Source organism: Billgrantia sulfidoxydans (genome assembly GCF_017868775.1).
Classification (GTDB): domain Bacteria; phylum Pseudomonadota; class Gammaproteobacteria; order Pseudomonadales; family Halomonadaceae; genus Halomonas; species Halomonas sulfidoxydans.
In genome coordinates, this window is sequence record NZ_CP053381.1 from 237,324 (window position 1) to 263,935 (window position 26,612).

The 26,612-nt window shown below is 65.7% G+C and carries 24 protein-coding genes; 14 read left to right on the forward strand and 10 right to left on the reverse strand.

Translation table 11 applies throughout. The annotated features are described in order from the left end of the window. The first annotated feature begins 107 nt into the window (after window positions 1–107). Entirely contained in the window at window positions 108–773 is a 666-nt protein-coding gene (locus HNO51_RS01110; protein WP_242597175.1) for a LuxR C-terminal-related transcriptional regulator, read from the forward strand. A gap of 19 nt (window positions 774–792) precedes the next feature. On the opposite strand, the gene HNO51_RS01115 is transcribed toward HNO51_RS01110, so the two are convergent. Continuing rightward, window positions 793–1,275 carry a hypothetical protein gene (locus tag HNO51_RS01115; protein ID WP_197449247.1) on the reverse strand — a complete coding sequence of 161 codons (483 nt, stop codon included), beginning with the start codon at window positions 1,273–1,275 and terminating at the stop codon, window positions 793–795. Window positions 1,276–1,573: 298 nt separating this feature from the next. Here HNO51_RS01115 and HNO51_RS01120 point away from each other — a divergent pair, with 298 nt between their 5' ends. The 8 genes from HNO51_RS01120 (at window position 1,574) to HNO51_RS01155 (ending at window position 9,023) form a co-directional block, all read left to right on the forward strand. After that, the gene (locus tag HNO51_RS01120) at window positions 1,574–2,782 is read left to right on the forward strand and encodes an NnrS family protein (protein ID WP_209538276.1); all 1,209 of its coding nucleotides are present in this window, start codon (window positions 1,574–1,576) and stop codon (window positions 2,780–2,782) included. A 13-nt stretch (window positions 2,783–2,795) separates the two neighbouring features. Further along, window positions 2,796–3,188 carry a SirB2 family protein gene (locus HNO51_RS01125; protein WP_197449249.1) on the forward strand — a complete coding sequence of 131 codons (393 nt, stop codon included), beginning with the start codon at window positions 2,796–2,798 and terminating at the stop codon, window positions 3,186–3,188. 96 nt (window positions 3,189–3,284) lie between these two features. Beyond that, complete coding sequence (locus tag HNO51_RS01130; RefSeq protein WP_197449250.1) at window positions 3,285–3,605, forward strand: carboxymuconolactone decarboxylase family protein; 321 nt, start codon at window positions 3,285–3,287, stop codon at window positions 3,603–3,605. Between the two features lie 260 nt (window positions 3,606–3,865). Then, the gene (locus tag HNO51_RS01135; protein ID WP_197449251.1) at window positions 3,866–4,318 is read left to right on the forward strand and encodes a c-type cytochrome; all 453 of its coding nucleotides are present in this window, start codon (window positions 3,866–3,868) and stop codon (window positions 4,316–4,318) included. Between the two features lie 38 nt (window positions 4,319–4,356). Then, on the forward strand, window positions 4,357–5,703 hold the full coding sequence (locus HNO51_RS01140; protein WP_197449252.1) for a cbb3-type cytochrome c oxidase subunit I: 1,347 nt from the start codon (window positions 4,357–4,359) through the stop codon (window positions 5,701–5,703). A gap of 57 nt (window positions 5,704–5,760) precedes the next feature. Then, window positions 5,761–6,576 carry a CbbQ/NirQ/NorQ/GpvN family protein gene (locus HNO51_RS01145; RefSeq protein ID WP_197449253.1) on the forward strand — a complete coding sequence of 272 codons (816 nt, stop codon included), beginning with the start codon at window positions 5,761–5,763 and terminating at the stop codon, window positions 6,574–6,576. Window positions 6,577–6,836: 260 nt separating this feature from the next. Then, entirely contained in the window at window positions 6,837–8,780 is a 1,944-nt protein-coding gene (locus HNO51_RS01150) for a nitric oxide reductase activation protein NorD (protein WP_209538277.1), read from the forward strand. A 12-nt stretch (window positions 8,781–8,792) separates the two neighbouring features. Beyond that, a complete protein-coding gene (locus HNO51_RS01155; RefSeq protein ID WP_242597176.1) occupies window positions 8,793–9,023 on the forward strand; it encodes a hypothetical protein in 231 nt (76 codons plus the stop codon). A 70-nt stretch (window positions 9,024–9,093) separates the two neighbouring features. Here HNO51_RS01155 and HNO51_RS01160 read toward each other — a convergent pair whose 3' ends face one another. Genes HNO51_RS01160 through HNO51_RS01170 form a run of 3 tightly spaced genes read right to left on the reverse strand, consistent with a single transcriptional unit; the run spans window position 9,094 to window position 10,417 of the window. After that, a complete protein-coding gene (locus tag HNO51_RS01160; RefSeq protein WP_197449256.1) occupies window positions 9,094–9,384 on the reverse strand; it encodes a hypothetical protein in 291 nt (96 codons plus the stop codon). Between the two features lie 21 nt (window positions 9,385–9,405). After that, on the reverse strand, window positions 9,406–9,987 hold the full coding sequence (locus tag HNO51_RS01165; RefSeq protein ID WP_209538279.1) for a cytochrome c oxidase subunit 3 family protein: 582 nt from the start codon (window positions 9,985–9,987) through the stop codon (window positions 9,406–9,408). Next, window positions 9,980–10,417, reverse strand: coding sequence for a DUF4870 family protein (locus HNO51_RS01170; RefSeq protein ID WP_197449258.1), 438 nt, complete (start codon window positions 10,415–10,417; stop codon window positions 9,980–9,982). Before HNO51_RS01170 ends, HNO51_RS01165 begins: the two co-directional genes overlap by 8 nt. A gap of 361 nt (window positions 10,418–10,778) precedes the next feature. Between HNO51_RS01170 and HNO51_RS01175 the strand changes: the two genes are divergently transcribed. Continuing rightward, window positions 10,779–11,288, forward strand: a complete 510-nt coding sequence (locus HNO51_RS01175) for an Hsp20/alpha crystallin family protein (protein ID WP_209538280.1) — start codon at window positions 10,779–10,781, stop codon at window positions 11,286–11,288. A gap of 53 nt (window positions 11,289–11,341) precedes the next feature. Here HNO51_RS01175 and fnr read toward each other — a convergent pair whose 3' ends face one another. From fnr to HNO51_RS01205, 6 genes are all read right to left on the reverse strand, one after another. Then, on the reverse strand, window positions 11,342–12,112 hold the full coding sequence (gene fnr, locus HNO51_RS01180; protein ID WP_197449260.1) for a fumarate/nitrate reduction transcriptional regulator Fnr: 771 nt from the start codon (window positions 12,110–12,112) through the stop codon (window positions 11,342–11,344). 172 nt (window positions 12,113–12,284) lie between these two features. Beyond that, the gene (locus tag HNO51_RS01185; protein WP_197449261.1) at window positions 12,285–13,793 is read right to left on the reverse strand and encodes an MFS transporter; all 1,509 of its coding nucleotides are present in this window, start codon (window positions 13,791–13,793) and stop codon (window positions 12,285–12,287) included. A 55-nt stretch (window positions 13,794–13,848) separates the two neighbouring features. Beyond that, window positions 13,849–14,307: a universal stress protein gene (locus HNO51_RS01190; RefSeq protein WP_197449262.1), complete on the reverse strand. Its 459-nt coding sequence runs from the start codon at window positions 14,305–14,307 to the stop codon at window positions 13,849–13,851. Between the two features lie 71 nt (window positions 14,308–14,378). Continuing rightward, window positions 14,379–16,010 carry an MFS transporter gene (locus HNO51_RS01195; RefSeq protein WP_209538281.1) on the reverse strand — a complete coding sequence of 544 codons (1,632 nt, stop codon included), beginning with the start codon at window positions 16,008–16,010 and terminating at the stop codon, window positions 14,379–14,381. 288 nt (window positions 16,011–16,298) lie between these two features. After that, window positions 16,299–16,964, reverse strand: a complete 666-nt coding sequence (gene narL, locus HNO51_RS01200) for a two-component system response regulator NarL (RefSeq protein ID WP_197449264.1) — start codon at window positions 16,962–16,964, stop codon at window positions 16,299–16,301. A 6-nt stretch (window positions 16,965–16,970) separates the two neighbouring features. Continuing rightward, window positions 16,971–18,863 carry a histidine kinase gene (locus HNO51_RS01205; protein ID WP_197449265.1) on the reverse strand — a complete coding sequence of 631 codons (1,893 nt, stop codon included), beginning with the start codon at window positions 18,861–18,863 and terminating at the stop codon, window positions 16,971–16,973. 178 nt (window positions 18,864–19,041) lie between these two features. Here HNO51_RS01205 and HNO51_RS01210 point away from each other — a divergent pair, with 178 nt between their 5' ends. From HNO51_RS01210 to narJ, 4 genes are all read left to right on the forward strand, one after another. Continuing rightward, window positions 19,042–20,319 (forward strand): MFS transporter, encoded by a 1,278-nt coding sequence (locus HNO51_RS01210; RefSeq protein ID WP_197449266.1) that lies wholly within the window; start codon window positions 19,042–19,044, stop codon window positions 20,317–20,319. A gap of 200 nt (window positions 20,320–20,519) precedes the next feature. Beyond that, the gene (locus tag HNO51_RS01215) at window positions 20,520–24,263 is read left to right on the forward strand and encodes a nitrate reductase subunit alpha (protein WP_197449267.1); all 3,744 of its coding nucleotides are present in this window, start codon (window positions 20,520–20,522) and stop codon (window positions 24,261–24,263) included. Next, a complete protein-coding gene (gene narH, locus HNO51_RS01220; protein WP_197449268.1) occupies window positions 24,260–25,822 on the forward strand; it encodes a nitrate reductase subunit beta in 1,563 nt (520 codons plus the stop codon). The genes HNO51_RS01215 and narH overlap by 4 nt, the downstream gene beginning before the upstream one ends. Continuing rightward, a complete protein-coding gene (narJ, locus tag HNO51_RS01225; RefSeq protein WP_197449269.1) occupies window positions 25,815–26,603 on the forward strand; it encodes a nitrate reductase molybdenum cofactor assembly chaperone in 789 nt (262 codons plus the stop codon). The genes narH and narJ overlap by 8 nt, the downstream gene beginning before the upstream one ends. The last annotated feature ends 9 nt before the right edge of the window (window positions 26,604–26,612 follow it).

Consider the following 26,612-nt stretch of genomic DNA (forward strand, 5'->3'; position numbering starts at 1 on the left):
TGAGGCGGGCTGTTGTCCATTTGGACAAGTTTATTTTTGTTCCATTCTTGGATATTTTGAAAAAAAGTATAAGAAACAGAAGCAGGCTTGGATGCAGGGGGACGAGAATGATGGATGACAAGCTCAGTGGCATCTTTATTGTCACGGATGCAAGTCCACAGAGCCAGCTGTTTAACCACTATGTGGCGGACCACCTTAACTGTTCTGTGCGCATTGTAGATAAGGAAGAGCTAGTACAAGAAAACATTGCTGATGTGCTTGTTTTGCTCGATGCCGACCACATTGATGGCAGTACGCTCAAGCAGTGTCAGGACCAGGCGACTTCCAGTGAAGGCGTGGCCATGGCAATGCTGAATCTCCGTGACGATGAGCATGCTATTAATTTTTTCTTCAATTACAACTTGACGGGCTGCTTTTACCGCAGGGACTCGCTGGAGCAGATTTGCCGTGGATTGGAGATACTCCTGGATGGGGGGCTCTGGATGTCGCGTTCGCTGATGTCGCGCTTGATCACCAGTTATCGCGATCACCGGCTGGGCTCTTACCAACCCCCAATGGGCCTGTCTCACCGAGAGCTGGATGTGATCGCTCAGCTGGCCTCGGGCGCTTCGAACAGAGAGATTGCCGACATACTCTTCGTCAGCGAGCATACGGTCAAGACGCACTTGTATAACGTCTACCGTAAGATTGGGGTGCACAGTCGTCTCCAGGCAATGGCCTGGGCCCGGCACAACTTGGTGGGATTGGAGCGTTATGCCGGGCGCGCTTGCTGAAGATGAGCGAAGCCCAGGCTTAGGCAAGCAATTCTTCCTTAATACGCTGTGCCACTCGGTTCTGCTCAATGAACCGATGGAGTGACTTTCGTATCTCGTTGGTGCAGCAGAAGCGGAGCTGGTCTTCATAGAAGCGAAAGGACGCTTGCGTATCGAGGAGCGCCTGCGTCAGGAGGCGCCTGACCCCCTCGTCCTCATTGACAAAGAACTGGCTGGGGAAGGTATCCATCGGTCCTACGGCTCTTTGGCGCGTGAAAATTTTCCTTTCGGCGTGTGGCATCATTTGGCTGAGCAGGTGACGAAGCGTGTCTAACCGCTCCTCGCATTCGATACCGAACAAGGCCATCACCAGGCTGATGTCTTGCCGGCCAGGAAGAAATCCTAGCGCAAGCTTGCGATAACGGCCGAGTTCGTGGAGCTCGTGTTGGTAAAGTCTTAGAAGCTGGCTCTGGGGAAGAGTGTCACTGTCGCAGCGAGGTAAGGCGAATAGGGGCGCTGTCATGAGGCGGGTTCTCCAAAGTCTTGAGCTGCCGGTTCCATAACGTCTTTGAGCGTTGTTAATCTACCGAGCTTGGAGTTGGCTATGTTGACGAGCATCAATTTTTTCCTCTAGTGAGGCATTTTTCAGCTTTGTTTCGTAGCGGACTACGACACGGCACTACCCAATCTCATTCGCCCATGGCCCATGAGCTCTCAACCTTGCGCTATGCACATGCAGCTTCTTGATGCCGGTCATGACAGTGAGGCGTCGATGGGCGCACAATTGGCAATGTCCTAGCGTTCATGTCGGATATTGCCTCATGCCTCTCCTTTCTGCGCTCCGTTATCAATGCCCGTCCAGCCTGCCCATCGCGCGGCTGGCCTTCCGTCCCTTCTTCCTGCTGGCGTCGCTGTTCAGCGTGCTGGCGATGGTGGTGTGGTTCGCGTTCTGGCACGGCGACATCCTGCTGCGGCCCCACGGCGGGCTGATGTGGTGGCACCAGCACGAGATGCTGTTCGGCTTCGGCGCCGCCGTGGTGGCCGGCTTCCTGCTCACTGCGGTGCAGAACTGGACCGGTCGCAGGAGCATCAGCGGCGCCCCTCTGCTCGGCCTGGTGGCGCTGTGGCTGGCGGCGCGGCTGCTGCTGGCGTACCCCTCTGGCCTGCCGGCATGGCTGCTGGCGAGCGTCGACCTGGCGTTCCTGCCGCTGGCCGCGCTGATCATGGCGCGCCTGGTACTGGCAGCGAAGCTGTGGCGCAACCTGATGTTCGTGCCAGTGCTGCTGCTGCTGGCCACGGCCAACCTGGCGATGCATGTGGGCGTTGCCCAGGGCAAGCTCGAGCTGATCCGCGAGGGCGCCTACCTGGCCGTGCTGCTGATCGCCGTGCTGATGGTGCTGCTGGGCGGCCGGGTGATTCCCTTCTTCACCTCGCGCAAGCTGGGGCGGCCGCAGCCGGCGCCGATTCCGTCGCTGGAGAAGCTGACCCTGGGGTCGTTGCTGGCGGTGGTGCTGCTGCAGCTGCTGACGCTGGGCGGCGTGGCGGTGCCCGAGGCGCTACATGCGGCGGCGATGCTGGTGGCCGCGGTGGCAGGTGTAATGCGCCTGGCGCGCTGGGAAGGGCACCGCACGCTGCACGAGCCGCTGCTATGGGGGCTCCACCTGAGCTATGCCTTCGTGCCGGTCGGCCTGGCGATGTGGGCCATGGCGCTGCTGGGGGCGTTTCGCGTCGAACTGGCGGTGCACGCCCTGGCCATCGGCGGCATCGGCTCCATGATGCTGGCGATGATGGCGCGGGTGTCGCTCGGCCATACCGGGCGTACCATTCGCACCCTGCCGGGCATCGGCGTGGGGCTGGGCCTGATGTTCGCCGCCGCCCTGTTGCGCTCGCCGGTGCTCGCCGCCTTCCCACAGATCACCCACTGGGTCTACAACCTGAGCATCCTGTTCTGGTGCATCGCCTATCTCATCTTCCTGTTTCACTATACGCTGCCGCTATTGCGTGCCCGTGTGGACGGGCAGGAGGGATAGACGGAGCCAGTCGATGATCGAACACTACGCCCTGATCAAGCACCTGCACATGACCACCGCGGTGCTGAGCATTACCTTCTTCCTCGTACGCGCCTGGTGGTCGGTGCGCGAGGTCACGCTGCTCCAGCGGCGTTGGGTCAGGATCCTGCCCCACGTCAATGACACCCTGCTGCTGGTGCTCGGTCTCACGCTGATGGTCATGCTCTCGCTGTGGCCGCAGCAGCACCCGTGGCTCGCCGCCAAGCTGCTGGCGCTGCTCGGCTACATCCTGCTCGGCACGGTGGCGATCAAGCGCGGTCGTACGCCCATGACCCGTGGCCTGGCGGCCTTGGCCGCGGTGGTGGTCTTCTGCTACATGCTGGGGGCTGCCGTGACCAAGGAGGCGCTGTTCTTTTTGCCGAACTAGGCAGTGTCTATAACTCGACGCACCTTTTCCTACCGGAACGACCTTCTATACTGAGTCGCACAAGGGAAACTCAGTCATAAGAATGAGGACGGTAGCATGTCACATCATGATCTTCCCTCCGGTGCCGGCAAGGTGGCCGACGACTACCCCGAGGTGTGGCGCGCCTACGCCTCGCTGGGCAAGGCGTGCGCCGAGGCCGGTCCGCTGGATGCCCGCACGCGGCGCCTGGTCAAGCTGGCGCTGTCCATCGGAGGCGGCTCCGAGGGGGCCGTGCACTCGCACATGCGTCGCGCCCTGGAGGAGGGCATCGAGCCCGAGGCGCTCAAGCAGGTGGCCATGCTGGCGATCCCCACCCTGGGGCTGCCGGCCGGGGTGGCGGCCTTGACCTGGATCGAGGACATCACCGACAGACGCTAGGGAGCGGAGCCTGTCCATGAGCCTTTCTCCGCACGGCGGGCGCGTTGGCCCGACGTGCGACATTCGGACGCAGGCTGTTCAAACCCACTCATTTCGCCGCTTTCGTGCCTCTTCATCAGCACATTGACCGGCGTCAATGTCTGGCTCCGCTCGGAGCTGCTAATCTAAACATGCATTACGGATGCATCTTTAAAGGTGGGACACGCCGGCCCCGGCTGCAGGTCCCGTAGGCAAGCCACAACTAGCAAGGGGGGATGGCCATGACCGAAGGCCTCACCAAGGCGGCGGCCCGCAATATCTTCTATGGCGGTTCGCTGTTCTTCTTCCTGTTGTTCACCGCACTGACGGCGCACAGCCACTGGTACATGGTGACCAAGTCCACCGACAAAGGGGGGCTCACCGAGTCCGTCGAACTCGGCAAGCACGTGTGGGAAGAGAACATGTGCATCAACTGCCACAGCATCATGGGTGAGGGCGCCTACTTCGCTCCCGAACTGGCCAACGTATGGGAGCGCTACGGCGGCCACACCAACCCGGAGGGCGCACGCATGGCCATAACTGCCTGGATGCGCGCCCAGCCGACCGGAGCACCGGGGCGTCGCCAGATGCCGTACTTCGACCTGACCGACGAGGAGATGACCGCCCTGATCGATTTCCTCGAGTGGACCGATTCCATCGACGACCAGAACTGGCCCCCGCACCCCGCCGGCTGATGCGGTGAATCCGGGTTGAGGCAAGGAGAACGAATACGATGAAATACGAAACCCAGAAGGTGGCCCTGCCATTCTTCGCCGTGGCCATGGCCCTGTTCGCTCTGCAGATCGTCTTCGGTCTGCTGGCGGCGACCGTCTATGTGTCCCCCCACTTCCTGGCCGAGTTGATGCCGTTCAACATCATGCGCGTCAGCCATACCAACTTGCTGATCGTGTGGCTGTTGATCGGCTTCATGGGCTGCACCTACTACCTGATGCCGGAAGAGGCCGAGCAGGAGATCCACAGCCCCGGCCTGGCCTACCTGCAGCTGGCGATTTTCGCCTTCGCCGGCGCGGCGGCCCTGGTCGGCTACCAGTTCGGCATCCACGAGGGACGCGAATTCCTCGAGCAGCCGTTCTGGATCAAGGTGCTGATCACCATCTCGTACCTGATCTTCCTGTTCAACACCAGCATGACCCTGCTCAAGGGGCGTAAGACGGCGATCAACCTGGTGCTGATGCTGGGCCTGTGGCTGGCGGCGGTATTCTGGCTGTTCGCCTTTTACAACCCCTCCAACCTGGCGGTGGACAAGCTCTACTGGTGGTGGGTCGTGCACCTGTGGGTCGAGGGCGTGTGGGAGCTGATCATGGCCTCGCTGCTCGGCTACCTGCTGATCAAGATGTCCGGCGTCGACCGCGAGGTCATCGAGAAGTGGCTCTACGTCATCGTCGGGCTGTCGCTGTTCTCCGGCCTGCTGGGCACCGGTCACCACTACTACTGGATCGGCGCGCCGAGCTACTGGCAGCCCATCGGCAGCATCTTTTCGACGCTCGAGGTGATCCCGTTCTTCGCCATGGTGGTGTTCGCCTTCTACATGTTCTGGAAGGGCAGCCGTAACCATCCCAACAAGGCGGCCATGCTGTGGGCACTGGGCTGCCCGACCATCGCCTTCTTCGGTGCCGGCGTGTGGGGCTTCATGCACACCCTGTCGTTCATCAACTACTACACCCACGGCACCCAGCTTACCGCCGCGCACGGCCACCTGGCCTTCTACGGCGCCTACGTGATGCTGATCCTCGGTGTGATCACCTACGCCATGCCGCAGATCCGTCGCAGCCAGCCGTACAACCAGGTGCTGAACATGTGGGGCTTCTGGATCATGACCTCGGCCATGTGCTTCATGACCTTCACCCTGACCTTCGCCGGTGTGGTGCAGACGCACCTGCAGCGGGTGCTGGGCATGAACTACATGCAGGTGCAGAGCCAGCTCGACCTGTTCTTCATCATGCGCCTGGGTACCGGCGTGGCCGTGACCATCGCCGCGGTGATGCTGATCTACTCGTTCTTCGGTCCCGCACGCGAGCAAGTGCCCGCTTCCAGCCGGCCGCTGGCCGCTACCGAGTGACCGACGCTCGATGGGGCGCACAGGCGCCCCATCGAGCCTTCCCCAGGAGTGACGCCCATGTCCCATATCGCTACCGCTTCCGCTCAAAAGTTCGAGCAGGAGCTGCCCTACTACGAGCCGGTCGGCAACGAGTGCGCCCTGTTCGAGCAGGCCTACCAGCAGCGCCTGCCGCTGCTGCTCAAGGGACCGACTGGCTGCGGCAAGACGCGCTTCGTCAGCCACATGGCGGCGAAGCTCGGCCGGCCGCTGTTCACCGTGTCATGTCATGACGACCTGACCGCCGCCGACCTCACCGGCCGCTACCTGCTGCAGGGCGGCGAGACACGCTGGGTCGACGGTCCGCTGACCCGCGCCGTGCGCGAGGGCGGCATCTGCTACCTCGACGAGGTGGTCGAGGCGCGCAAGGACGTTACCGTGGTGCTGCACCCGCTGACCGACGACCGCCGGCTGCTGCCGCTGGAACGCACCGGCGAGCTGCTCGAGGCACCCGACGATTTCATGCTGGTGGTCTCCTACAACCCCGGCTACCAGCACATCCTCAAGTCGCTCAAGCCAAGCACCCGCCAACGCTTCGTGGCGATGTCGTTCGATTTCCCGCCGCCCAAGGTGGAGTGCGAGATCGTCGCCCGCGAGAGCGGCCTGGCGTTCGATCGCTGTGCCGCGCTGGTCAACCTGGCCGCTAGCCTGCGCGCCATGAAGGGGCAAGACTTGGAGGAGGGCGTCTCCACGCGCCTGCTGGTCTACTGCGCCACGCTGATCAACGCCGGCATGCCGATCCTCGATGCCGCCTGCGCCACCCTCGTCGAGCCACTGTCGGACGACCAGGACGTGCAGCAGGGCTTGATGGAAGCGATCAAGGCCACCTTTGGTTAACCACACTGTTGCCGCGTCACTGGATGATCGGTACCTGCCCACGCGAGGGGCGCCGGGGGCAGGCCAAAGAGGAGGTCCTACGCAGGGGTGAGGAGCACTGCTCCGAACGGGCTGGCCATGGACGGCCAGCACCGGCCCTGCAAGCGAAGCAGGACGCGAGAGCGACGCAGGGCGTAGGTAGCGTACAAGGATGTATTCACAGCGCCTCCTCGACGGCCTGCCGCCGGATCAGCCCCGACTATTTGCCCAGGAGACGATGCATGCTGGACTTTCTTGAGGTCGAAGAATTCGTCGGTCGCCGCTGGCATCGCTGGGCCTCCAGTGCGGCCAGCTACCCCGACCACCCCGAGGCCGCCGTACGCCTCGACGACCTACGTACACGGCTCGGCGTGTTCTTCCGCTGCGGCGGCGGCGAGGCCGGCGTCGAAGTGGCGGCGATAGCCCGGCGCAACTCCAGCCACCGCCTGTCGCTGCGCCAGCGCCTCGGCCTGGACGAGGAGCCGCTGGATCAGGCCCGCCGCGACGAGGAGCACCTACTGCTGCCGCCGCGCATCGCCGTTTTTCCCGAAGCCGAACTCAACCGCGACCTCTATATCTGGCTGACCGCCTACCTCGCCCTGGGCGAGCTTCCGACCCGGCTCGACGACCCGCTGCAGCGCGACCTGCAGGCACTGCGCCTGGCGCGCCAAACCACCCAGGCGGTGCTCGAGCGCTTCCCGGGCCTGACCGAACGCTATGCCCGCCTGTGCCAGGCGCTGCTCGCGGTGCGGCCCCAGCGCAAGCGCCTGCCGCCCATGGAGGCCGCGCTCGAATCGACCCTGCTCGCCCAGCTGGGGGGCCCGGTGCCTCAGGCGGGCTGGCCGCTCGCCATGCACGATGCCATTCTCGATCCGAGTCTTCCGCTGGACGACTTCCGCGCCCCGCGCGGCTATCGCCCGCCGCTGCCGGTGCCGTTGTGGGGCGACGTGGTGGCGCTGGGCACCCGCGATGGCGAACGCGAGGCCCTTGATGACGATGCCGATGTTGCCGTGCGGCGCGACCAGCAGGCCGACGACGGCGGCAAACGCAAGGCCGAGCGCCGCGAACAGGACCAGGCCGACCGCGACGACCCGCTGATGCTCAACGCCTCGGAGAAGATGCTCTCCTGGGCCGAGATGGTGAACCTCAACCGTCACGTCGAGGACGAGGAGGAGGAGACGGCCAAGGAGGCCGCCGACCAGATCGACGAGATCGTGCTCAGCCCCAACCGCAAGCAGGCCGCCTCGCGGCTCAAGCTCGACCTCGACCTGGCCCCCGACGAAGCCAGCGGCGGGCGCCTGAGCGGGCGCCACACCTACCCCGAGTGGCACCACCGCAAGCAGATCTACCTGCCCGACCACTGCGTGGTCTTGAGCGACGTGCAGAGCGAGGAGGGCGAGCAGTGGGAGCCCGACGAGGCCACGCGACGCCGCATCCGCAAGGTACGCCGCGAATTCGAGGCGTTGCGCCCGCGGCGCGAGATCCTGCGCGGCCAGCTCGACGGCACCGAACTCGACATGGACGCGGTGATCCGCTCGCGCTGCGACCTGGCGGCCACCGGCGAGTCGAGCGACCGGCTCTACCTGGCGGCGCGGCAGCAGGCCCGCGATCTTGCCGTCTCGATCCTGATCGACGTCTCGCTTTCCACCGAGGCCTGGCTCGAGGACCGGCGCATCCTCGACGTCGAGAAAGAGGCGCTGCTGGTGCTGGGCCACGGCCTGGCCGGCTGCGGCGACGACTACGCCATACACTGCTTCACCTCGCATCGCCGCCACAAGGTGTGGGTCAATACGCTCAAGGGTTTCGACGAGCCCATGGGCGACCGGGTGGGCCGGCGCATCGCGGCGCTCAAGCCCGGCCACTACACGCGCATGGGGCCGGCGATCCGCCACGTGACCCAGGAGCTCGCCAAGCGCCCCAACCGCCACCGGCTGCTGCTGGTGCTCACCGACGGCAAGCCCAACGACACCGACTACTACGAGGGGCGCTACGGCATCGAGGACACCCGCCGGGCGGTGCTCGAGGCGCGCCAGCAGGAGGTGCGGGTGTTCGGCGTCACCGTCGACAGCGAGGGGCACCGCTACGTGCCGCACCTGTTCGGCCGCGGCAGCTACGCCATCGTCAACCGGCCCGAGCACCTGTCGCTGGCGCTACCGGGCATCTATCGTCAGATCATCGGTTCCTGAGGAGGGATGACCATGACCAACCCCCGTCTCGCCGTCGCCGTTGTCGTCGGGCTCGCCATCGGCCTGGCGGTGGTGCTGCCCATCGCCTGGCTGATCAACAACCGCGACTGGGGCGTGGGCCTGATGCTCGCCGTGCCCTTCATCGTCTACGGGATGATGCGCCTGGCCCGCGTGCTCGAAGCCTGGGCACGCAACCCGCCGACGCTGCCGCACTCGTCGACTCGCGACCGGCCTCCCCGCTAGCGGCAAGCGAAAGCCAGTAACGCATCGCCCGGCCATTCGGCCGGGCGATGTCGTTCAGTTCCACTGCGGCTCAGATCAGCCGCGGCGCCGCGTAGCCGGCACCGATCAGCGTCAGCGTCAGCAGCACCAGCCCGACGAAGGTGCCCTTCCAGGCCGGCGTCGCCGCGCGCAGGTTGAGATAGACCATCAGCAGCCGCTGGGCCTTGAACCCGGTGGCGACCAGCACCAGCAGCGCCGAGGCCAGCGGCAGCGGCGCCCAGTTGGCCTGGTCCAGGCGCGCGGAGAACATCGCCACCAGCGTCAGCGTCATCAGCGTCAGCCAGGTGATGATCAAACGTCGGGTGCCGGGGAGTGCGGTCATGGTCACCTCAGGAGAGAGCCTTCAGCGTAAGAGATAGACAAGCGGATAGAGCAGAATCCAGATCAGATCGACCATGTGCCAGAAGGCGGCCGCCGTCTCGACGTTCTCGGTCGAGGTGCGCCAGCTCACCAGCGCCAGCAGCCCCAGGCCGAACAGCACGTGGGCGAAGTGAAAGGCGGTCAGGCCGTAGTAGTAGCCGAAGAACAGGTGCGTCTCGGGGGTAATGCCGGCGGAGAACTTGCCCGCGTATTCGACGAGCTTGATGACGCAGAACAGCACCCCGAGCCCCATGCTCGCCGCCAGCCACTGCCGTGCCCGCCGGCGCCCGCCGGCGCTGATCGCCTCCACGGCGAGCGCCACGCACAGCCCGCTGGTGAGCAGCACCAGGGTATTGAGCCCGCCCATCAGCGGGTCGAGATTCTGCTGGGCGGCGTTGAAGCCGGCGACGTCGCCGGCGCGCTGCCAGGCATAGAGGGCGAAGAAGGCGGTGAAGACCACCACCTCGCTGAGGATCAGCACCCACATCAGCGGGTTGCCGGGCAGCGCCGAGAGCGGCCCCCAGCCCGGGTTGGGCAGGGGGCGGGCGGGGCTGGCGTCAGTCATGCAGGCTCACGCGGGCGCCGCCGAGCCACAGGCTGCGCGGGGCGTCGATGGGGCGACCCGCCATCAGCCGATGGATGCCCACCCCACAGCGCCCCACCATCCAGATCAGGCAGGCGGTGAAGAAGGCGTAGCCCAGCGCCCAGGGCGCCCAGGCGGAGGCGCCGACCAGGCCCAGCACATGCCAGGCCGCCAGAAAGATCGCGGCGCCGACGATGCCCAGCCAAAAGGTGCGGATCTGGAACTGCAGGTGGGTAGCGACCCAGTCGGCTACGTGGCGCCGGCGCAGATGGGCCAGCAGCACGCCAACCGGGGCCGTGACCACGGCCAGGACGCTGCCGAGGAAGAGAATGTAGATCACCGCGGCGAGCTTGGTGCCGCGCTCGTCGGCCTGGGCTGCGCTCGGGGGGAAGGTCGCGGAATTCGAGGTCATGGCCACCTCCTGGTCGGGTCGGCTGGCAGGCGACCGGTTCGCCCGCTCGTTCTGGGTCCTACTGTGCCGCAGCCCGGCGGAAACATCCTTGTCGCAGATCAATGCCCGACCGTTTTGCTCGGGAATAGGGGGTGGTGGGATGTCGCAGGTGATCGGCGCGCTGAGCAGGTCAGCTTCGATTCGAGGTGAGCAAACTAGAAACCGATTTGTTGATACGCATCAACTCTGGCGGGCCGTTTCCGTCCTAGCTTTCTATCGTGGCCTGCGCCTCCGCTAGGTAACCGCAGGAAGTCAGGCCGCAAGTGCTGTCACATTTATCCCGCGTTCGAGGCATCTGCGTGCCTCGAGAGGAGCGACTGCCATGGCCAAGCAAAAAGTCAGGGACATTACCCCAACCGCCGGTGATGCTGCTGCACCGTCGTCCGCGCGTTCTCAGGAAATGAGCCCGTTTCGTGACCTGGACCGCATGTTCGATCGTTTTCTCGAGCGAGGATGGGGGCACCCGCTGCGCTGGGATCTGCCGGTTTTCGAGCGGCTGGCCACCGGGTCCCGCATCCCCAAGGTCGACGTCATCAATCGGGATGCGGAGGTCGTGATACGTGCCGAACTTCCCGGTATGGCGCGTGAGGACCTGGATGTCTCGGTCACCGACAGCACCGTGACGATCAAGGGGGAGAGTCACAAGGAGTCCAAGGAGGAGAGCGGCGAGTACTATCGCTGTGAAATCTCCCATGGCAGCGTAGAGCGTACGGTTGCCCTGCCTTGCGAAGTCGACGCTGAAAAAGCCGAGGCCAAATTCAACAACGGCCTGCTGGAGCTGACGCTGCCGAAGGTCAAGGAGGTTCCTCGGCGCAAGCTCGATATCAAGTAGACGAGCACCGGGCACGGGACCGGCCGTGCCGACCGGTCCCGTGCCGTAAACGATCAGCAACGCCTGGCATGGCGGGAGGGAAGGCCGGCTTCCTCCGTCAGGCCATGCAGCGCGTGGAGGTCGAGCAGCTCGACCTCCTTGCCGGTGACTTTGAGCAGACCCTGGTCGACGAAGCGCCGGAACGTGCGGCTCGTGGTCTCCGGAGCGAGCCCGAGGTAGTTGCCCAGGTCGAGACGGGACATGGGCAGGCGAAACCGAGTCCGCGACAGACCGCGTCGACCGAAGCGCTGACTCAGGTTGATCAGCATGATGGCCAGGCGCTGCTCGGCCGTTCGTCGCGACACCACCTGCAACAGCTTGTGCTCGTCGAAGATCTCCTTGCTCATGACCCGTAGCAGTTGATGCTGCAATCCGGGAAGCTTGCGCGACAGGATCTCCAATTGGGAGAAGGGGATCCGACAAACGCTGGTGGTTTCCAGAGCCTCGATGGCGGTGGGATGACTCCCGCTGCCGATGGCATCCAGCGCGACCAGCTCGCCAGGCAGGTGGAAAGCGATGACCTGACTCTCTCCATCGTGACCCAGCAGGCTGCTCTTGAGGCAGCCGCTTAGCACGGCATAGATGGCGCTGAAGGGCTGGCCCGGACGGCACAGCTTCTCTCCCTTCCTCAGGGGGCGGCTGCGCTCGACGATGCGATCCAACTCGTCGGTGTCCTTGCGATCCAGGGCGACCGGCAAGCAGAGTTCGCGCAGGCTACAGGCGCTGCACGCCTTGCGAATCTCGTGAAGTCGAATCAGTTGGCTACCGCTGCCGCTTTCCCCCATGGCAACACCTCAACCTGTACGCCACTTTTCACTAAGGGTAATCAAGTTATAGGACGAGGAAAGGTTGAGAGAGGCATATCCTCTCTTTTTCTTATCTTTTCCATACCCGCCACTCCGCAAGTACAAAAAAGCGGCGACCGAAGTCGCCGCCCTCTGAAGAAACCCAACCGGCTCAGCCCTGTTGCGGCTTGGCCCGAGCCGCGGCCAGCTCCTGCTCTTCGATCATGCGGTCGACGGAGGAGACGTAGTACTCCTCGTCGAACGCCCCTTCCGGCTCCTTCAGCCACACCAGGCAGATCAGCCAGCTGAGGAAGGCGCCGGTGGCGATGATGAAGAAGAACTGGGTCGGGGTAACGAAGGTGAAGATGGTCAGGTAGACCACCGCCCCCACGTTGCCGTAGGCGCCGGCCATGCCCGAGATCTGGCCGGTGATGCGGCGCTTGATCGAGGGAATGATGCCGAAGGTGGCGCCCTCCGCCCCCTGCACGAAGAAGGAGGTGAAGATGGTGATGGCGATGGCGATGACCAGCGGCCACTTGGCGTTGAGCAGGCCCATCAGCACGAAGCCGATGCCGATGCCGAACATGTAGCTGAGCATCACGAAGCGGCGGTTGCCCAGGCGGTCGGAGACCAGGCCGCCCATGGGGCGCGCCACCAGGTTGACGAAGGCGAAGGAGGAGGCGATCAGGCCGGCGGCGGCGGCGGTCAGGCCCCAGGTCTGCTCGAAGAACATCGGCAGCATCGAGACCACGGCCAGCTCGGCACCGAAGTTGGCGAAGTAGGTGCTGTTGAGCGCGGCCACGCTGTTGAACGAGTACTTGTCGTCCTCCGGCACGCCCTTCTTGAGGATCGGCACGTTGACGCGCAGGATCTGCACCACCTGATAGAGCACCACGGCGGCGATGACCAGGTAGGCGATGGTGGCGCCGGTGGTGGAGAGGTAGCCCAGGTTCTGGATGCGCCACACCAGGATGCCCAGCACGCCGACCAGCGGGATGGTCCACAGGATCAGCTTGATCATGTCGGCCCAGCTGCTGACCTCCATGGCCATCGCCTTGCGCGCCTTGCGGTGTGCCTTGGCGTCGGGGCCGTCGGTGATGGCGAACCAGTAGAAGACGCCGTAGGCGGCCATGACGATGGCGCTCTGGGCGATGGCCCAGCGCCAGCCCTCGGGGCCGCCGTACCAGGTGAGGGCGATGGTCGGCAGGGTCATGGCGGCGGCGGCGGAGCCGAAGTTGCCCCAGCCGGCGTAGAAGCCCTCGGCGAAGCCGATGTGCTTGGGCTTGAACCAAAGTGCGGTCATGTGGATACCCACCACGAAGCTCGCCCCCACGGAGCTCAGCACCAGGCGGGCGACGAGCAGCTGGGTCATGGAGTTGCCGAAGGCGAACACCAGGGCGGGAATCGACATCAGCACCATGAGCACCGAGAACACCCGGCGCGGTCCGAAGCGGTCGAGCGCCATGCCGACGATGATGCGCGCGGGTATGGTCAGCGCCACGTTGCAGATGGCGAACAGCTTGATGTCATCGGGGGTCAGCCAGTCGACGCTCTTGAGCATGCTCGAGGCGAGCGGCGCCATGTTGAACCAGACGTAGAAGGTGATGAAGAACGCGATCCAGGTCAGGTGCAGCGCCCGTATCTCGGGGGTGCGAAACTTGAATAGGTCGGCGACTTTCATGGTCGTATCATCCTGAGGTGAGAACTCGGTTAGCCACGCGTAACGGGATCGCCGCTCACGGGCTGGGCAGGATCAGCAGCGGGCATTCGACGCGTCGGGCGAGGAAGGAGCTGACCTTGCCGAAGGTCATGTAGTCGAGTTCGTCGACGAAGTAGCTCAGCGACTGGGCGATGATGCCGCCGTCGGGCTTGCTGCTGTGGCGGGCGATGACCAGGACGTCCGGCTGGTGCTTCTGGGTGGCCTGCAGCAGCATCTTGCGGGCGTCGCCCTCGGCCAGCACCCAATCGACCTCGAAGCCCTCCTGATGAGCGAACTCCGCGCCCTCCTTGAGGGCCGCCTTCATCTCCTCGTACTCCTGCTGGAACAGCGTCTCGTTGGCGTCGGTGGCGTCGCCGGGGTTCTCGGCCACGCCGACCAGGATCAACGTGGGAGCGTTGCAGCGAAACAGGCTGACGGTCTGGGCCAGGGCCAGCTTGGCGTTGCGCGAGCCGTCGTAAGCGATCATGACTTTCATGGTTTTCCCTCCCTAGAGGGGCAGGCTGGGGCCGTGCCGCCGGCAGGCTGCCGGAGGCACGGCTGACGGCATCACGGGTTCTTGATCTCGGCGCCGGGGCGCAGGTAGAACCACCAGTTGATCACCAGGCACACCGCGTAGAAGATCGCGAAGCCGTACATGGCGAGCTCGGGGGTGCCGGCGCGGATCTGACCGCCCATCACCACCGGGGCGATGAAGGCGCCGTAGGCGGCCACGGCGGAGGTCCAGCCCAGTACCGGGCCCTTCTGCTGGGCATCGAAGATCACGCCGATGGTGCGGAAGGTGGAGCCGTTGCCGATGCCGCTGGCGGCGAACAGAATCACGAACAGCAGCATGAACACGGCGAAGTAGCTGTTGGGGTCGGTGGAGTTGTAGGCCAGCATCATCACGTAGCCGGTCACCGCCGAGGCCACCACCATGATCACAGAGATCACCTGGGTGACGATGGAGCCGCCCACCTTGTCGGAGATCCAGCCGCCGATAGGGCGGATCAGGGCGCCGACGAAGGGGCCGATCCAGGCCCAGGTCAAGGCGCTGGGGCCGGCGGGGTTGGCCACGCGGGTGACGCTGCCGTCGGCGGCCACTTCCATCATGTTGCCGAAGATGACGTTGATCGAGAGCGGCAGGGCCGCGGAGAAGCCGATGAACGAGCCGAAGGTGAGGATGTAGAGCACCGTCATCGACCAGGTGTGCTTGTTCGAGAAGATCGCGAACTGCTTTTGGATGTTGGGCTTGATCTCGCCGGGGATCAGGCGCATCAGGCCCAGGGTCAGCAGGATGGTGACCGGCAGCGCGACCCACATGCCCAGCCAGGTGAGCGTGACGATACCCACGATGGTGGCGACGACACCTACGCCATAGAGCCCCAGGATCTTGCCGAAGGCCTGCATCGGTGTGCCCGGATGGGGCGTGATGGTGCGCAGGTTGTTCATGCCGAACCAGCCGAGGAAGGCCAGCGGCACCAGGAACACCAGCCAGATGAAGCCGGCATTCTGGATCCAGGTCGGTGTGCCGGCCTCGATGCGGCCGATCAGCGTGCCGCTGGAGCTCGTGAGCTCCATGGCGCCGCCGGCGATGGCGCCGAACAGGCCCACGGTCATCACCAGCGGGATCAGGATCTGCATGGTGGTGACGCCGAAGTTGCCGAGCCCGGCGTTCATGCCCAGCGCATAGCCCTGCTGCTTCTTGGGGAAGAAGGTCGAGATGTTGCTCATCGAGGCGGCGAAGTTGCCGCCGCCGATGCCCGAGAGCAGCGCCAGCGCCTGGAAGACCCAGAACGGCGTGTCGGGATTCATCAGCGCGATCCCGGTGCCGAAGGCCGGGATCATCAGCAGCGCGGTGGTCAGGAACACCGTGTTGCGCCCGCCGGCGATGCGGATCATGAACGAGGCGGGAATGCGCAGCGTGGCACCGGCGAGGCCGGCGATGGCGGTCAGCATGAAGAGCTGGTCGACGGCGAAGGGAAAGCCCAGGTTCTGCATCTGGGTGGTGATCATGCCCCACATCATCCACACCGCGAAACCCATCAGCAGGCTGGGGATGGAGATCCACAGGTTGCGCGAGGCGATGCGCTTGCCCGTCTGTTGCCAGAACTGCTCGTCCTCGACGTCCCAATGCTCGATGTCGGCATTCTTTGGTCTGCCGGCGCCGAGTTTGCCGATATCGGCACTCGTTTTAGCCATGACGTTTTCCCCTTGGTGGTTTCGCTGACCCCGCCTTGCGACTTCCGCCCTGACCGGGATCAATTCAGGTTCGGTTGAGGCAAAGATACGTCGCGCAACGAAGGGGCGAAACGGGCCGAAATTGCCCGAAAATCAGCGAAATACCACTTGAGGGGTAGCAGAGGTATTGAGGTAACCTGTTGTTTTTCAGTGCAGAGGTACAAGCGAGGAGCAAGAAAAAGGCGCCTTGCCGACGCCTGGAAGTCTTTGGAGGTATCCACACAGAACCTCCTTTCAAAGGGCGCTGGTCTACCGGTCGATGCCCTCCTGCACGGCCCACACCGCCGCCTCGACCCGCGAGCGCAGGTTGAGCTTCTTGAGCAGGTGCTTGACGTGCACCTTGACCGTGCCTTCGGTGATGTCGAGCTTGCGCGCGATCAGCTTGTTGGACAGCCCTGCGGCCAGTTCGCGCAGGATCTCGCGCTCGCGCTGGGTCAGGCTGTGGATGTCGGGTGTGGCCGGTGCCGAGCGCTGGTTGCGCAGCGCCTCGGCGAGCAGCGCGGTGAGGCTCTCGCTCACCACCATGCGCCCCAGTGCCGCCTGGCGCAGCTGGCGCACCATCTCCTCGGGCTCCATGTCCTTGAGCAGGTAGCCGTCGGCACCGCCACGCAGCGCCGCCACCAGGTCCTCCTCGTGGTCGGAGACGGTGAACATCACGATGCGCCCGGCGTAGCCCGACTCGCGTAGCGCCCTGAGGGTCTGGATGCCGTCCATGCCCGGCATGTTGAGGTCGAGCAGGATCATGTCCGGGTCGAGCTCTTCGGCCAGGCGCACGCCCTGTGCCGGCTCGCCGGTGTCGCCGACGAGCCGGAGGTCGTCCTCCAGCTCGAGCAGTTGGGCCACGCCGCGGCGCAGCAGCGGGTGGTCATCGATGATCAGGATACTGGCGGGGGTCTCGCTGACTGACTGGCCCATGATGTCTCAGTTTCCTTGGTCGTGAAGAAGGGAATCGGTCGCCGGCTGGCGAGTGATCAGGCGAGCCGTCTGCGGGGTGAAGGTCACCTCGATGCAGGTGCCGCCCGTGGCGCGGTTGGAGAGCTTCAGCTCACCGCCCAGGGTGTGGGCACGGTCGCGCATGATCACCAGCCCGTAGTGCATCGGTGGCGAGTCGCTGTCGGCCAGGCCGATGCCGTCGTCCTCGATGCGCAGGGTAATCCGGGCGTGATGGAAATTCACCGTCACCGCGGCCCAGTGGGCCTGGGCATGCTTGTGCGTGTTGCTCAGCGCCTCGCGGGCGATCTGCAGTACGTGGATCTCCTCGTTGGGGTTGAGCAGGTGGGGCGGCACGTCGTAGTGCATCTCCACCGGCGCGCCCATGCGCTCGGCGAACTCCTCGGTGGTCTGCAGCAGCGCCGTCTGCAGGCCCGGCCCCTCCAGCTTGAGGCGGAAGGTGGTGAGCAGCTCGCGCAGCTGGCGATAGGCGCTGTTGAGCCCGGTGCGCAGCTCGTCGAACACCGCCGCCTGGGCCTCGCGCGGCGCGTCCTTGGCCTGCATGCGCTCCAGCCGCGCCACCTGCATCTTGAGGTAGGAGAGCGACTGGGCCAGCGAATCGTGCAGCTCGCGGGCGATGATGGTGCGCTCGTTCATCAGCGAGACCTGCTGCTCCTCCTCGATGCGCCGTTGCAGGTAGACCGCGGTGGCCAGCTGGTCGGCCAGGGCGTTGAGCAGGCGCCGCACGCTGTCGGAGAGCGGCTGCTCCTTGGGGTACCAGATCTCCAGGGTGCCGAGCATCTCGTCGCCCACGCTCACCGGCAGCAGCACGCAGTCGCCCTCCTCGGTATCGGAGAGGCGCATCGGGCGGGGGGCGATCAGGCAGGCGTGGCAGTCGTGGTCGCGGCAGTAGCCGGGGCGTCGCGCGGCGTGGGTGGCAAGAATCGGCACCGGGCGGTCGTCGTGGGGGTCGTTGAGCAGCAGCCGGATGGGCCCGATCTCGAGCAGTGTCTCGACCTGGCGCAGCATCGGCGCGGCGCTGGCGCATAGATCGTTGCCGCCGCCGTAGAGCCAGCGGCTGCCGTCGTGCAGCACCTGCATCACCTGGCTGCTGCGCTCCAGCTCGCGGGTCTTGCGCTTGACCCGCTCCTCGAGGTCGGCGTAGCTGGTGCCGAGCTCCTCGGCCATGGTGTCGAAGGTGCGGCCGAGCAGGGCCAGTTCGTCGGCGCCCTTGAGCCGGGTGCGCACGGAGAAGTTGTGGCGTGCCGCCTCACCGGCCAGCACCATCAGCTGGCGCAGCGGCGCCACCAGGTTGTGGCGGATGTCGTAGAGCGCAATGGCCACGACCACCGCGGTGAGCCCCAGGAACAGGATCTGCAGGGCGCTGAGCAGGCGGATCTTGGCCTCGGTGTTCTGCTCGAGCTGGGAGACCATCTGGTCGATCTCGCTCACCAGGCCGTCGAGGGTACGATTGAGCGACTCGATGTTCACCGAGCGGCTGTCGACGGCCTCGTTGACCTCCGGCGCCAGCTCGTTGTGCCAGCGCGACAGCACCAGGCGGTACTGGCGCCTGAGCTCGTGAGCCTCGGAGACGGGAATGGCGCCGGTCAGCTCGTCGCTCTCCAGGCGCTCCTCGAAGCGGCGCTTGAGCACGTGCACCGCCGCCTGGTGCTCCATCGAGGGAAGGCGCTCGTAGCGCTGCAGGGCGGCGACGATCTGGTAGGTGTTCATGCGCAGCGAGCCGGCGACGTTGATCGCCGCGGCGTCGCCGCGGCTGCCGCCGGCCACCGCCATGGTCACCACGATGCTGATCAGGGCCATGGTGCTGATCGCCAGCAGCGAGGCGACGATGCGGGCCACGAGGGAGCGTTGCAGCAGTTTCAAGGCGGGGCGAACTCCGAAAAGATGACGGGGCCTGAGGACACTATACCCCAAGGGACGGTGGCGCATCCTACCGGGTGTGCCGGGTGGCTGCTACCAAAGAGGTACCTCGTATGCCCTTTTGACCCCGACCCATGGGGGAACGAGAATCTCTTCGACCACGCCACGAGACCCACCGTTCATGACGTCCGCCGAGAAAGCCCCCGTCGTGGGCCAGCAGGTCGACTATCGCTCGCTGGTGGTCGTGCTGCTGTCGCCGCTGGCCTTCGCCCTGGTGTTCGCCAGCTGGACCATCTTTGCCGTGCTCGGCATCGAGCTCAAGCTGGCGCTGGGCTTCGGCGAGGTGCAGTTCGCCGTGCTGCTGGCCATGCCGATGTTCACCGGCGCACTGTCGGCGCTGCCGCTGGCGGCGCTGGCACGGCTGGTGGGCGGCCGGCGGGTGATGATCGGCTGCCTGCTGCTGATCTGCCCCTTCCTGTGGGCCATCGCCCACTCCAACGACTACTGGGAATTCCTGCTCGCCGGGGCCGGGCTGGGGGTGGGCGCCGGCTCGCTGGCGGCGGGGCTGGTCTACGTGGCGGCGCTGTGCCCGCGGCGCCACGCCGGGCTGGCGCTGGGGCTCTACGGCGCCGGCATGCTCGGCGCCGGGCTCACCTACTTCTTGCTGCCGCTGATCAGCCAGGCCTACGGCTGGCCCATGGCGCCCAAGCTCTACCTGCTGCCGATCGCCCTGGTGGCGCTGCTGCTGTGGGTGTTCGCCGAGGAGTCGCCGCGGCAGCCGGCTGCGCCCGGCGGCAACGTCGCCGCGGCGCTGCCCGGCGGGCTGCCGCCGCCCGCGGCGTGCCGCCTGGCGCTCTACTACAGCTTCTTCTACGGCGCCTTCGTGGCGCTGGCGCTGTGGCTGCCCGCCTATCTCATGGCGCAGTACCGCCTCACGCTGATGGAAGCGGCGCTGTGGGCGCTGGTCTTCACCCTGCCCGGCGGGCTGGGGCAGATCCTCGGCGGGGCCTTGGCCGACCGGCGCGACTTCCGCGACCTGCGCTGGTGGGTCAGCGCCTGCGTGATGGCCTGCCTGTTCCTGCTCTCCTACCCCGACTTCAGCATGCAGATCCACGGCGTGCACGGCGATCTTGCGCTGGAGTTCTCCATGCCGCTGGCCGGCTTCGCCGTGCTGCTCGCCGTCATGGGCCTGGCCATGGGCATCGGCAAGGGCAGCCTGATGTGCCTGATCCATCGCGACCACGGCGACGACATGGTGCGCTCGGGCGGCCTCGCGCTGGCGCTGGGCGGGCTGTTCGCCGCCGCACTGCCGCTGATGTTCGTCCTCGGCAACGAGTGGATCGGCGTGCGCACTGCCGGCTTCATGTTCCTCTACGCCGCGCTCGCGGTGTGCATGCTGGTGATGCTCTGGGAAGTGGGTAGCCGTCCCCGTGCTCGCCGCCTGCGCGAAGGGGATTAACCCCTTTCTCCGGGCCGCCTATCACCTTGTGGGTAGAGGGGGTGTATATGGAGGTAACCGGGCAGTAATCCCCGCTTCGATCCCCCAGAATCCTCTTCAAGCACCTGCCTGACGGTCGCGTCGAACATGTCGTCGCGCGGCACGGCAGGCGGGGTGGCCCGGGCGGCCACGCATCACATCAAGGAGCCTGGAGATCGACCATGAGTCACTTCTTAGATCGGCTGAATTTCTTCCGCAAGGCGCGCGAGCCCTTCGCCAACGGCCATGGCGAGACCCGCGAGGAGTCCCGTGGCTGGGAAGACGGCTACCGTCAACGCTGGCAGCACGACAAGATCGTGCGCTCCACCCACGGCGTGAACTGCACCGGCTCCTGCAGCTGGAAGATCTACGTCAAGAACGGCCTGGTCACCTGGGAGACCCAGCAGACCGACTATCCGCGCACCCGCCCGGACCTGCCCAACCACGAGCCGCGGGGCTGCCCGCGCGGTGCCAGCTACTCCTGGTACATGTATAGCGCCAACCGCCTCAAGTACCCGCTGATCAGAAAGCCGCTGCTCAAGCTGTGGCGCGAGGCCAAGCAACAGCACGGCGACCCGGTCGACGCCTGGGCCTCCATCGTCGAGGACCCGGCCAAGGCCAAGCAGTACAAGCGTGCCCGCGGCATGGGCGGCTTCGTGCGCGCCGACTGGGATGAGCTCAACGAGCTGATCGCCTCGTCCAACGTCTACACCGCCAAGCAGTACGGCCCCGACCGCGTCATCGGCTTCTCGCCGATCCCCGCCATGTCGATGGTCAGCTACGCCTCGGGTGCGCGCTACCTGTCGCTGATCGGCGGCGTGTGCCTGTCGTTCTACGACTGGTACTGCGACCTGCCGCCGGCCAGCCCCCAGACCTGGGGCGAGCAGACCGACGTGCCCGAGTCGGCCGACTGGTACAACTCCGGCTACATCATCGCCTGGGGCTCCAACGTGCCCCAGACGCGGACCCCGGACGCCCACTTCTTCACCGAGGTGCGCTACAAGGGCACCAAGACCGTCTCCATCACCCCGGACTACGCCGAGGTGTCCAAGCTCACCGACGAGTGGCTGTCGGTCAAGCAGGGTACCGACGCCGCCCTGGCCATGGCCATGGGCCACGTCATCCTCAAGGAGTTCCACCTCGACAAGCCCAGCGCCTACTTCACCGAGTACGTGCGCAAGTACTCCGACATGCCCTTCCTGGTCGAACTGGAAGCGCGTGAGGATGGCAGCTTCGTGCCCGGCAAGCAGCTGCGCGCCAGCGACTTCGACGCCAACCTGGGCCAGGACAACAACCCCGAGTGGAAGACCGTGGCGTGGGACGAAACCCGCGATCAGTTGGTCGTGCCGCGCGGCTCCATCGGCTTCCGCTGGGGCGAGGAGGGCAAGTGGAACCTCGAGCCGCGCGACGCCGACGGCGAGGAGATCCACCCGCTGCTGACCCTGGCCGAGCACCACGACGACGTGGCCAGGGTGGCGTTCCCCTACTTCGGCGGCATCGCCCACGAGCACTTCGACCACGTGGCCGGCAACGAGCTGCTGTTCCACAGCCTGCCCGCCAAGCGCCTGAAGAAGGCCGACGGCAGCGACGTACTGGCCGTCACCGTGTTCGACCTGATGTGCGCCAACTACGGCATCGATCGTGGCTTCGGCGAGGACGACGGCGCCACCTCGCTGGACGAGGTCAAGCCCTACACCCCGGCCTGGCAGGAGAAGATCACCGGCGTGCCCGCCGAGCAGGTCACCCGCATCGCCCGCGAGTTCGCCGACAACGCCGACAAGACCCAGGGTCGCAGCATGGTCATCGTGGGTGCCGCGATGAACCACTGGTACCACATGGACATGAACTACCGCGGCCTGATCAACATGCTGATCATGTGCGGCTGTATCGGCCAGAGCGGCGGCGGCTGGGCCCACTACGTGGGGCAGGAGAAGCTGCGCCCGCAGACCGGCTGGACCCCGCTGGCCTTCGGCCTCGACTGGCAGCGCCCGCCGCGCCACATGAACGGCACCTCGTTCTTCTACAACCACTCCTCGCAGTGGCGCTACGAGAAGCTCGAGGTCAAGGAGATCCTCTCGCCGCTGGCCAACCCGGCCGACTACAGCGGCAGCCTGATCGACTTCAACGTGCGCTCCGAGCGCATGGGCTGGCTGCCCTCCGCGCCGCAGCTCGGCACCAACCCGCTGCGCCTGGCCGAGAAGGCCAAGGCCGCCGGCCTCTCCACCGCCGACTACGCCGTCGCCCAGCTCAAGAGCGGCGAGCTGGCGTTCGCCGCCGAGGACCCCGACAGCCCGCAGAACTTCCCGCGCAACATGTTCATCTGGCGCTCCAACCTGCTGGGCAGCTCGGGCAAGGGTCACGAGTACATGCTCAAGTACCTGCTGGGCACCCGCCACGGTATCCAGGGCAAGGACCTGGGCGAGATGGGCGGCGTCAAGCCGGAAGAGGTGAAGTGGCACGACGAGGCGCCGGAAGGCAAGGTCGACCTGGTGGTCACCCTGGACTTCCGCATGTCCTCCACCTGCCTCTATTCGGACATCGTGCTGCCCACGGCGACCTGGTACGAGAAGAACGACCTCAACACCTCGGACATGCACCCGTTCATCCATCCGCTGACCGCGGCCACCGACCCGGCGTGGGAGTCGCGCAGCGACTGGGACATCTACAAGGGCATCGCCAAGGCGTTCTCGAAAGCCTGCGTGGGGCACCTGGGCGAGGAGACCGACCTGGTCACCCTGCCGCACCAGCACGACTCCCCGGCCGAGCTGGCCCAGCCCGAAGTGAAGGACTGGAAGAAGGGCGAGTGCGAACCGATCCCCGGCAAGACCATGCCGGCGCTGATCGAGGTCAAGCGCAACTACCCCGAGACCTATGAGCGCTTCACCTCCGTCGGTCCGCTGCTCGAGACCATCGGCAACGGCGGCAAGGGCATCGCCTGGAACACCGAGACCGAGGTCGAGCTGCTCGGCAAGCTCAACTACCGCAAGACCGAGGGCCCCGCCAAGGGCCGGCCGAAGATCGATAGCGCCATCGACGCCGCCGAGATGATCCTGACCCTGGCGCCGGAGACCAACGGCCACGTGGCGGTCAAGGCGTGGGGCGCGCTGTCCAAGATCACCGGCCGCGACCACACCCACCTGGCGGTCAACAAGGAGGAGGAGAAGATCCGCTTCCGCGACGTGGTGGCCCAGCCGCGCAAGATCATCTCGAGCCCGACCTGGTCCGGCCTGGAGGACGAGCACGTCTCCTACAACGCCGGCTACACCAACGTCCACGAGCTGATCCCGTGGCGCACCGTCAGCGGCCGCCAGCAGTTCTACCAGGATCACCCCTGGATGCGCGCCTTCGGCGAGAGCCTGCTGACCTACCGTCCGCCGATCAACACCAAGACGGTGACCGGGTTCCAGATGCCCGAGGACAACGGCAACCCGACCAAGGCGCTGAACTGGATCACCCCGCACCAGAAGTGGGGCATCCACTCCACCTACAGCGACAACCTGCTGATGCTGACGCTCAACCGCGGCGGCCCGGTGGTGTGGATGTCGGAGACCGACGCCCAGGAGATCGGCATCGAGGACAACGACTGGATCGAGCTGTTCAACGCCAACGGCGCCATCACCGCGCGGGCCATCGTCAGCCAGCGGGTCAAGGCCGGCATGGTGATGATGTACCACGCCCAGGAGCGCCAGGTGAACGTGCCGGGCTCCGAGGTCACCAAGACCCGCGGCGGCATGCACAACTCCGTGACCCGGGTGTGCCCGAAGCCGACCCACATGATCGGCGGCTACGCGCAGCTCTCATACAGCTTCAACTACTACGGCACCGTTGGCTCCAACCGCGATGAATTCGTCCTCATCCGCAAGATGAAGAACGTCGACTGGCTGGACGGCGAAGGCAACGACAGCGTTCAGGAGACCGTGAAATGAAGATTCGTTCACAGGTAGGCATGGTCCTCAACCTCGACAAGTGCATCGGGTGCCACACCTGCTCGGTCACCTGCAAGAACGTCTGGACCAGCCGCGAAGGCCTGGAGTACGCCTGGTTCAACAACGTCGAGACCAAGCCCGGCATCGGCTATCCCAAGGAATGGGAGAACCAGGACAAGTGGAAGGGCGGCTGGATGCGTCGCCGCGACGGCAAGATCGAACCGCGCATCGGCGGCAAGTGGCGGGTGCTGGCGAACATCTTCGCCAACCCCGACCTGCCCGAGATCGACGACTACTACGAGCCGTTCGACTTCGACTACCAGCACCTGCACACCGCCAAGCAGGGCGACCACCAGCCGGTGGCGCGCCCCCGCTCGCTGGTCTCCGGCCAGCGCATGAACAAGATCGAGTGGGGCCCGAACTGGGAGGAGATCCTCGGCACCGAGTTCGCCAAGCGTCGCCGCGACAAGAACTTCGAGCAGGTGCAGGCCGACATCTACGGCCAGTTCGAGAACACCTTCATGATGTACCTGCCGCGCCTGTGCGAGCACTGCCTCAACCCGGCGTGCGTGGCCTCGTGCCCCAGCGGCGCGATCTACAAGCGCGAGGAGGACGGCATCGTCCTGATCGACCAGGACAAGTGCCGCGGCTGGCGGATGTGCATCTCCGGCTGCCCGTACAAGAAGATCTACTACAACTGGAAGACCGGCAAGTCCGAGAAGTGCATCTTCTGCTACCCGCGCATCGAGGCGGGCATGCCGACCGTGTGCTCCGAGACCTGCGTGGGCCGCATCCGCTACCTCGGCGTGCTGCTCTACGACGCCGACCGCATCGAGGAGGTGGCGAGCTCGCCGGACGTGCGCGACCTCTACCACCGGCAGTGCGAGATCTTCCTCGACCCGCACGATCCCGAGGTGATCGCCCAGGCCAAGCGCGACGGCATTCCCGACAACGTGATCGCCGCGGCCCAGGCCTCGCCGGTCTACAAGATGGCCATGGACTGGGGGCTGGCGCTGCCGCTGCACCCCGAGTACCGCACCCTGCCGATGGTCTGGTACGTGCCGCCGCTGTCGCCGATCCAGACCGCCGCCGAGGCCGGCAAGGTCGAGTACGACGGCGTGCTGCCCAAGATCGAGTCGCTGCGCATCCCGGTGCGCTACCTCGCCAACATGCTCACCGCCGGTGAGGAGGAGCCCGTGGTGCTGGCGCTCAAGCGGCTGATGGCGATGCGCGTCTACATGCGCAACAAGCACGTCGAGGGCAAGGTCGACACCGCCGTGCTCGACGCCGTCGATCTCAGCGAGGCGCAGGTGGAGGAGATGTACCGCTACCTCGCCATCGCCAACTACGAGGACCGCTTCGTGGTGCCCACCAGCCACCGCGAGATGGCCACCGAGGCCTTCCCCGAGCGCGGCGGCTGCGGCTTCAGCTTCGGCGACGGTTGCCACGGCGAGAGCAAGCCGAGCCTGTTCAACGGCCGCAAGCAGACCAGCGCACTGGTCAAGCCGGTCGACGTCTTCGATCCGAAGACGGGCGCCAAGGAGACTCACCATGGCTAATGCAGCACTCCAGATGCCTGAAGAGGCCATGATCCAGCCCGAGTCCGGCATGCGCAGCCTGCGCGTGCTGGCCCGGCTGCTCGACTATCCCACCGAGGCGCTACAGGGTGCGGTGGATGAGCTGATCGAGGCGCTCGACGCCGAGCGCCGCCTGCCGGCAGCGCTGCGCGCCGACCTGATGAGCTGGTGCCAGCGCATTCACGAGGCCGACCTGCTCGAGCTGCAGTCCGACTACGTGGCGCTGTTCGACAAGGGGCGCGCCCACTCGCTGCTGCTGTTCGAGCACGTGCACGGCGAGTCGCGCGACCGCGGCCAGGCCATGGTCGACCTGATCGACGAGTACAAGGCCGCCGGCTTCGAACTCGACGCCCGCGAACTGCCCGACTACCTGCCGCTGTTCCTGGAGTATCTCTCCACCCGCAGCGACGAGGAGATCGGCCGCTGGCTGGGCGAGATCCGCCACATCCTGGCGCTGCTCACCGCGCGCCTGGAAGAGCGCGGCGCCGACCATGCCCTGGTCACCCGCGCGCTGCTGGCGCTGATCGGCGCCGAGGAGGACGTCGAAGCGCAGCGCGAGGCGGTGGTCGGCGAGACGCGCGACGACACCCCGGAGGCGCTGGATGCGGTGTGGGAGGAGGAAGCGGTGCGCTTCACCGCCCAGTCCGACGAGGACTGCGCGCTGCAGTCCGCCGAAGGCCGGCGCCTGGCCGAGCGCAAGCGGGCGATCCAGGGCGAGGCGGTGCGCATCCTCGACCCCGTCGATGCCGCCAAGAAACGTTAACGGAGACCT

What these genes read in the sequence shown, in the direction of transcription:
- HNO51_RS01110 (WP_242597175.1), top strand. Translation starts at nt 108, where the DNA reads ATGATGGATGACAAGCTCAGTGGCATCTTTATTGTCACGGATGCAAGT.
- HNO51_RS01210 (WP_197449266.1), top strand. Translation starts at nt 19,042, where the DNA reads ATGACGTCCGCCGAGAAAGCCCCCGTCGTGGGCCAGCAGGTCGACTAT.
- HNO51_RS01150 (WP_209538277.1), top strand. Translation starts at nt 6,837, where the DNA reads ATGCTGGACTTTCTTGAGGTCGAAGAATTCGTCGGTCGCCGCTGGCAT.
- HNO51_RS01115 (WP_197449247.1), bottom strand. Translation starts at nt 1,275, where the DNA reads ATGACAGCGCCCCTATTCGCCTTACCTCGCTGCGACAGTGACACTCTT.
- narL (WP_197449264.1), bottom strand. Translation starts at nt 16,964, where the DNA reads ATGGGCCAGTCAGTCAGCGAGACCCCCGCCAGTATCCTGATCATCGAT.
- narH (WP_197449268.1), top strand. Translation starts at nt 24,260, where the DNA reads ATGAAGATTCGTTCACAGGTAGGCATGGTCCTCAACCTCGACAAGTGC.
- HNO51_RS01155 (WP_242597176.1), top strand. Translation starts at nt 8,793, where the DNA reads ATGACCAACCCCCGTCTCGCCGTCGCCGTTGTCGTCGGGCTCGCCATC.
- HNO51_RS01140 (WP_197449252.1), top strand. Translation starts at nt 4,357, where the DNA reads ATGAAATACGAAACCCAGAAGGTGGCCCTGCCATTCTTCGCCGTGGCC.
- fnr (WP_197449260.1), bottom strand. Translation starts at nt 12,112, where the DNA reads ATGGGGGAAAGCGGCAGCGGTAGCCAACTGATTCGACTTCACGAGATT.
- HNO51_RS01170 (WP_197449258.1), bottom strand. Translation starts at nt 10,417, where the DNA reads ATGACCTCGAATTCCGCGACCTTCCCCCCGAGCGCAGCCCAGGCCGAC.
- HNO51_RS01120 (WP_209538276.1), top strand. Translation starts at nt 1,574, where the DNA reads ATGCCTCTCCTTTCTGCGCTCCGTTATCAATGCCCGTCCAGCCTGCCC.
- HNO51_RS01160 (WP_197449256.1), bottom strand. Translation starts at nt 9,384, where the DNA reads ATGACCGCACTCCCCGGCACCCGACGTTTGATCATCACCTGGCTGACG.
- HNO51_RS01130 (WP_197449250.1), top strand. Translation starts at nt 3,285, where the DNA reads ATGTCACATCATGATCTTCCCTCCGGTGCCGGCAAGGTGGCCGACGAC.
- HNO51_RS01195 (WP_209538281.1), bottom strand. Translation starts at nt 16,010, where the DNA reads ATGGCTAAAACGAGTGCCGATATCGGCAAACTCGGCGCCGGCAGACCA.
- HNO51_RS01185 (WP_197449261.1), bottom strand. Translation starts at nt 13,793, where the DNA reads ATGAAAGTCGCCGACCTATTCAAGTTTCGCACCCCCGAGATACGGGCG.
- HNO51_RS01190 (WP_197449262.1), bottom strand. Translation starts at nt 14,307, where the DNA reads ATGAAAGTCATGATCGCTTACGACGGCTCGCGCAACGCCAAGCTGGCC.
- HNO51_RS01135 (WP_197449251.1), top strand. Translation starts at nt 3,866, where the DNA reads ATGACCGAAGGCCTCACCAAGGCGGCGGCCCGCAATATCTTCTATGGC.
- HNO51_RS01165 (WP_209538279.1), bottom strand. Translation starts at nt 9,987, where the DNA reads ATGACTGACGCCAGCCCCGCCCGCCCCCTGCCCAACCCGGGCTGGGGG.
- HNO51_RS01175 (WP_209538280.1), top strand. Translation starts at nt 10,779, where the DNA reads ATGGCCAAGCAAAAAGTCAGGGACATTACCCCAACCGCCGGTGATGCT.
- HNO51_RS01145 (WP_197449253.1), top strand. Translation starts at nt 5,761, where the DNA reads ATGTCCCATATCGCTACCGCTTCCGCTCAAAAGTTCGAGCAGGAGCTG.
- HNO51_RS01215 (WP_197449267.1), top strand. Translation starts at nt 20,520, where the DNA reads ATGAGTCACTTCTTAGATCGGCTGAATTTCTTCCGCAAGGCGCGCGAG.
- HNO51_RS01125 (WP_197449249.1), top strand. Translation starts at nt 2,796, where the DNA reads ATGATCGAACACTACGCCCTGATCAAGCACCTGCACATGACCACCGCG.
- narJ (WP_197449269.1), top strand. Translation starts at nt 25,815, where the DNA reads ATGGCTAATGCAGCACTCCAGATGCCTGAAGAGGCCATGATCCAGCCC.